Raw genomic sequence first — 4,450 nt, 5'->3', positions numbered from 1 at the left:
GCCCCTGTAGAGCCGAGCCCATGCTCGGCTGCCGCTCCTGCCGAAGACAGCCGAGCATGGGCTCGGCTCTACAGAAACAAAGGCATGGCAAGCAGTAAAACGTGATGATCAGTTCAGTGTGTGACCGCGTCCGCAGCCTGGATGGCGGCGTCGAACAGGCGCTGTACCGGCGGGCCCATTTCCCCGGCCAGCAACGCCAGCAGGAACAGGCCCAGCAGCAGTGAGACCGGCAGGCCCAGCTGGATCGGGTTCAGTGCCGGGGCCGCACGGGCCAGCACGCCGAACGCCAGATTCACTGCCAGCATCGCCACGGTCAGCGGGATCGCCAGGGTCAATGCGCCGCGCAGTACGGTCAGCAGGAAGGTCGGGGCGATGCTGAAGAAGGCGTGCGGGTCGGGCAGCGGCGCGCCGATCGGCAGCGCCCGGTAGCTGTCCACCACCAGTGAGATCAGCGCCAGGTGCCCGTTGGCGGTGAAGAACAGCAGGCCGAACAGCAGATAGAACCACTGGCCGATCACGCCCGAGGTGCCGCCACGCAGTGGGTCACTCATCTGCGCGAAGGCCAGGCCGGTGCCCTGGGCAATCAGTTCGCCGGCCATCGCCCCGGCCTCGAACACCAGCCGTAGCAGGAAGCCGATGGACACGCCGATGGCCAGTTCGCGGGCGATGGTCAGGACCGTGGCGGCATCGAAGCCCGTCCAGTCCGGTACTGGCGGCAGCAGCGGCGCCAGCGCGATGGCCAGGGTCCCGGCCAGCACGACGCGCACCCGCGCGGGAACGGCACGGGTGCCGACCATCGGCATGGCCATGGCCACGGCACCGATGCGCAGCATGGTCCACAGCACGGTGCCGATCATGCCGAAGGCCTGCAGGCCGTCGGCTGCCATCTGGGTGGCGGCGTCCATCGAAGCGCGTGTCCTAGCCGATCAGGTGTGGAATGCGCTGGAACAGCAGCGTGGTGAACTCCACCAGGTGGCCGATCAGCAGGCTGCCCAGCGCGAACAGCACCGCGGTCAGCGCCGCCGCCTTGGCGACGAAGGCGATGGTCGGTTCGTTGAGCTGGGTCGCGGCCTGCACCACGCCCACCACCACGCCCACCACCAGCACGGTGAGCAGCAGCGGGCCAGCCACCCACAATACGGTGATCAGGCCGCCACGCAGTTCGGTCAAGGCAAGTTCGGGAGACATTCGGATTCCATCTGCTTATGTAGAGTCGAGCCAGGCTCGACTGCCTTTCGATCACGCCGGATTGAAGCTCGCCGCCAACGTGCCCACGGTCAGCACCCAGCCATCCACCAGCACGAACAGCAGGATCTTGAACGGTGCCGACACCAGCATCGGCGACAGCATCATCATGCCCATCGACATCAGCACGCTGGCCACGACCAGGTCGATGATCACGAACGGGATGAAGATCAGGAATCCGATTTCGAAGGCGGTCTTCAGTTCGCTGGTGACGAACGAGGCGACCAGCACCGGGAACGGAATCGCATCGGGGCTGGCGTAGGTGCCGTGCCCGGCGATGCCGGCGAAGGTCATCAGGTCGGTCTCGCGGATCTGCGCCAGCATGAAGGCGCGCAGCGGCGAGGTGGTCAGCGTCCAGGCGGTCTGGAAGTCGATCTCGCCATTGAGATAGGGCGCCATGCCGGTGCTCCAGGCCTTGTCCCAGGTCGGCAGCATGATCATTGCGGTCAGGAACAGCGCCAAACCCAGCAGCACCTGGTTGGACGGCGTCTGGCCGGTGCCCAATGCCTGGCGCAGCAGGCCCAGCACGATGATGATGCGGGTGAACGAGGTCAGCACCAGCAGCATCGACGGGATCAGGGTGATCGCCGTCATCAGCAGCAGGGTCTGCAGCGGCAGGCTGACCGGCGCACCGCCGATTTTGCCCACGTTGATGTCCGGCAGCGGCGTGGTCGGGGCGCCCGGGGCGGCGAAGGCCAGTGCCGGCAACAGGCACAGGGCAAGCATCAGCAGCCACGGCATCAGGGTGGCAAGACGGGTACGGGTGACACGCATGTCAGGGGTCCTTGCGCAGCCGCTGCTGCAGCAGCTGGGCGAAATTCGGCAGGTTCTTGAAGTCCGGCACGCGCACCGGTGCCGGCGGCGGCAGCGGTTCGGGCAGGGTATGCAGGGTGTTGATGCCGCCGGCGGTGACGCCCAGCAGCAGTTGCTGGCCATTGACCTCGACCACCACCACGCGTTCCTTGGCGCCGACACTGAGGCTGGCCACCAGCTTCATGCCTTCGGCCGGGCGGAAGCCGCTGCCGGGCATGCGCTTGAGCAACCAGCCCAGGCCGACGACCAGGGCCAGCACGGCCAGCAGCGCCAGCACCGCACCGAACAGGCTGGGTGCGGCGGCCGCATGCTGGCCGACCTGCGGGCCAACCGGGGCGGCGGTCTTGCCGGCCGCCAGCAGGGTGGAGGCCAGCAGGCTCAACGCAGTCTCCGGATCCGCTCGCTCGGGCTGACCACATCGGTCAGGCGCACGCCGAAGCGGTCATTGATCACCACGACTTCGCCATGGGCGATCAGGGTGCCGTTGACGAACACATCCAGCGATTCGCCGGCGCCGCGTTCCAGTTCCACCACCGAACCCTGGTTGAGCTGTAGCAGGTTGCGGATCGGCAGGCGGGCGCGACCGACTTCCAGCGACAGGGTCACCGGCACGTCCAGGATCACGTCCAGGTTCAGGTCAGGACCGTTCGCCTCATCGGCCTGCAGGCTGCTGAACTGGGCCGGGGTCGGTTCGAGGGCGTCGATATCGTTCATTGCGGGTCTTCCTGGATGACGGGTGCGCGCGGGCGGGTGCCCGGCGGATGGGTAGCGGTGATCTTCACGGCGTTCATGCCGTTGGCGATGCCGAACTCGCCGGTGAACACGGGAATGTTCTCCACGCACAGCGGCACCTGCGGGCTGAGTTCGATCGGCAGGATGTCGCCGACCTTCAGCTGGGTCAGGTCGCGCAGGGTCATGCGCTTGCTGGCCAGTACGCTGGACAGGGTCACCTCGGCGATGTTGAGCTGTTCGCGCAGGGTCTGGCCCCAGCTCTCGTCGCGGTCATTGCGGTCGCTCTGGATGCCGGCGTCGAGCAGCTCGCGGATCGGCTCCAGCATCGAGTACGGCAGGGTCACGTGGATGTCGCCGCCACCGCCGTCGAGCTCGACGTGCAGGCGGCACACCACCACGTACTCGCGCGGCGTCACGATGTTGGCGAAGTGCGGGTTGATTTCCGAGTTGATGTACTCGAAGTCGACATCCATCACCGGTGCCCAGGCTTCGCGAAGGTCGGCGAAGGTCTGCTTCAGCAGCAGGTGGATCACCCGCATTTCGGTGGCGGTGAACTCGCGGCCTTCGATGCGGGTGGGGTAGCGCCCGTCGCCGCCGAAGAAGTTGTCGACGATGGCGAACACCAGGGTCGGTTCGAACACGATCAGGCCGGTACCGCGCAGCGGCTTGAAGCGGATCAGGTTCAGGTTTGTCGGCACATACAGCGAGTGCATGTAGTCGTTGAACTTGATCAGCTCGATGCCGCGCACCGACAGTTCGGCCGAACGGCGGATCAGATTGAACAGGCCGATCCGCCACAGCCGCGCGAAGCGCTCGTGGACCATTTCCAGGGTCGGCATGCGACCGCGGATGATGCGGTCCTGGCTGGCGAAGTCGTACGAACGCGCCTCGCCTGATGGCGGTTCCGGATCGGTCTCGACCGCACCACTGTCCACGCCGTGGAGCAGGGCATCAATCTCGTCCTGGGACAGCAGGTCATTCATCGGTGGGCCCTTACTGGGTCACGAAGCTGGTGAACAGCAGATCGTCGGCGCCGTTGCTGCCGGTCTCGGCCTTGAGCACTTTCTGCACTTCGGCCAGCGAAGCGGCCTGCAGCTTCTGCTTGCCGGCGACATCGGCGATCTGGTCCGGGCTGACCTGCGAGAACAGCATCAGCAGGCGTGCGCGGATGGCGGGGGCATGGGTCTTGATCGCTTCCAGCGCGGTCGGGTCGCGGGTCATCAGCTGCACTTCCAGCTGCAGGTAGCGCGGGCCGTCGACCGGGCCGTTGAGGTTGACCACGAACGCGGGGTCCAGCGCGAAGTACTGCGCCGGTGCCGGAGTGCTGGCCTTCTTCGGGGTCTGCGCGGTCTTCTCTTCGTGCTTGGACTGGGTGAAGAACCAGACGCCGCCACCGGCGGCAGCGGCGGCCAGTACGGCCACCAGTGCGGTGATCAGGATCGGACTACGCGGCTTGGCGGCCTTGTCCTTCTCGGCGGTCTTCTTGGTTTTGTCAGCGGCTGCGGCCACGGGGTGAAGCTCCTGAGGGTTGCTTCACCGGGATATGCAAGGGGTGTGCCGGAGCCGGGGCAGAGGGGTGTGACGGAATTCCGTCGGATGCCTGTATCGGTAGCGGGGGGGGGGGGGGGGGGGGGGGGGGGGGGGGGGGGGGGGGGGGGGG

General features: G+C 66.8%; 7 protein-coding genes. All 7 read right to left on the bottom strand.

Features of this window, described 5'->3' with window-relative positions:
• Window positions 1-113: 113 nt before the first annotated feature.
• From fliR to ACTJJM_RS21070, 7 genes are read right to left on the bottom strand one after another with little or no spacing between them, the layout of a single operon-like run.
• Entirely contained in the window at window positions 114-905 is a 792-nt protein-coding gene (gene fliR / locus ACTJJM_RS21100) for a flagellar biosynthetic protein FliR (protein WP_057504317.1), read from the bottom strand.
• Between the two features lie 13 nt (window positions 906-918).
• A complete protein-coding gene (locus ACTJJM_RS21095) occupies window positions 919-1,188 on the bottom strand; it encodes a flagellar biosynthetic protein FliQ (RefSeq protein WP_005413254.1) in 270 nt (89 codons plus the stop codon).
• Between the two features lie 51 nt (window positions 1,189-1,239).
• Window positions 1,240-2,019, bottom strand: a complete 780-nt coding sequence (gene fliP, locus ACTJJM_RS21090; protein ID WP_043395553.1) for a flagellar type III secretion system pore protein FliP — start codon at window positions 2,017-2,019, stop codon at window positions 1,240-1,242.
• Window position 2,020: 1 nt separating this feature from the next.
• Entirely contained in the window at window positions 2,021-2,440 is a 420-nt protein-coding gene (fliO, locus tag ACTJJM_RS21085) for a flagellar biosynthetic protein FliO (protein ID WP_053442972.1), read from the bottom strand.
• A complete protein-coding gene (gene fliN, locus ACTJJM_RS21080) occupies window positions 2,437-2,772 on the bottom strand; it encodes a flagellar motor switch protein FliN (protein ID WP_005409543.1) in 336 nt (111 codons plus the stop codon). Before fliN ends, fliO begins: the two co-directional genes overlap by 4 nt.
• Window positions 2,769-3,773 (bottom strand): flagellar motor switch protein FliM, encoded by a 1,005-nt coding sequence (gene fliM / locus ACTJJM_RS21075; RefSeq protein ID WP_010482429.1) that lies wholly within the window; start codon window positions 3,771-3,773, stop codon window positions 2,769-2,771. Before fliM ends, fliN begins: the two co-directional genes overlap by 4 nt.
• 10 nt (window positions 3,774-3,783) lie before the next feature.
• Window positions 3,784-4,299 carry a flagellar basal body-associated FliL family protein gene (locus tag ACTJJM_RS21070; protein ID WP_159360106.1) on the bottom strand — a complete coding sequence of 172 codons (516 nt, stop codon included), beginning with the start codon at window positions 4,297-4,299 and terminating at the stop codon, window positions 3,784-3,786.
• Between the last annotated feature and the right edge of the window lie 151 nt (window positions 4,300-4,450).

It is taken from the genome of Stenotrophomonas sp. 22692, from assembly GCF_052045015.1.
Lineage (GTDB): Bacteria > Pseudomonadota > Gammaproteobacteria > Xanthomonadales > Xanthomonadaceae > Stenotrophomonas > Stenotrophomonas geniculata.
This window is presented reverse-complemented; position numbering and strand designations above follow the sequence as displayed.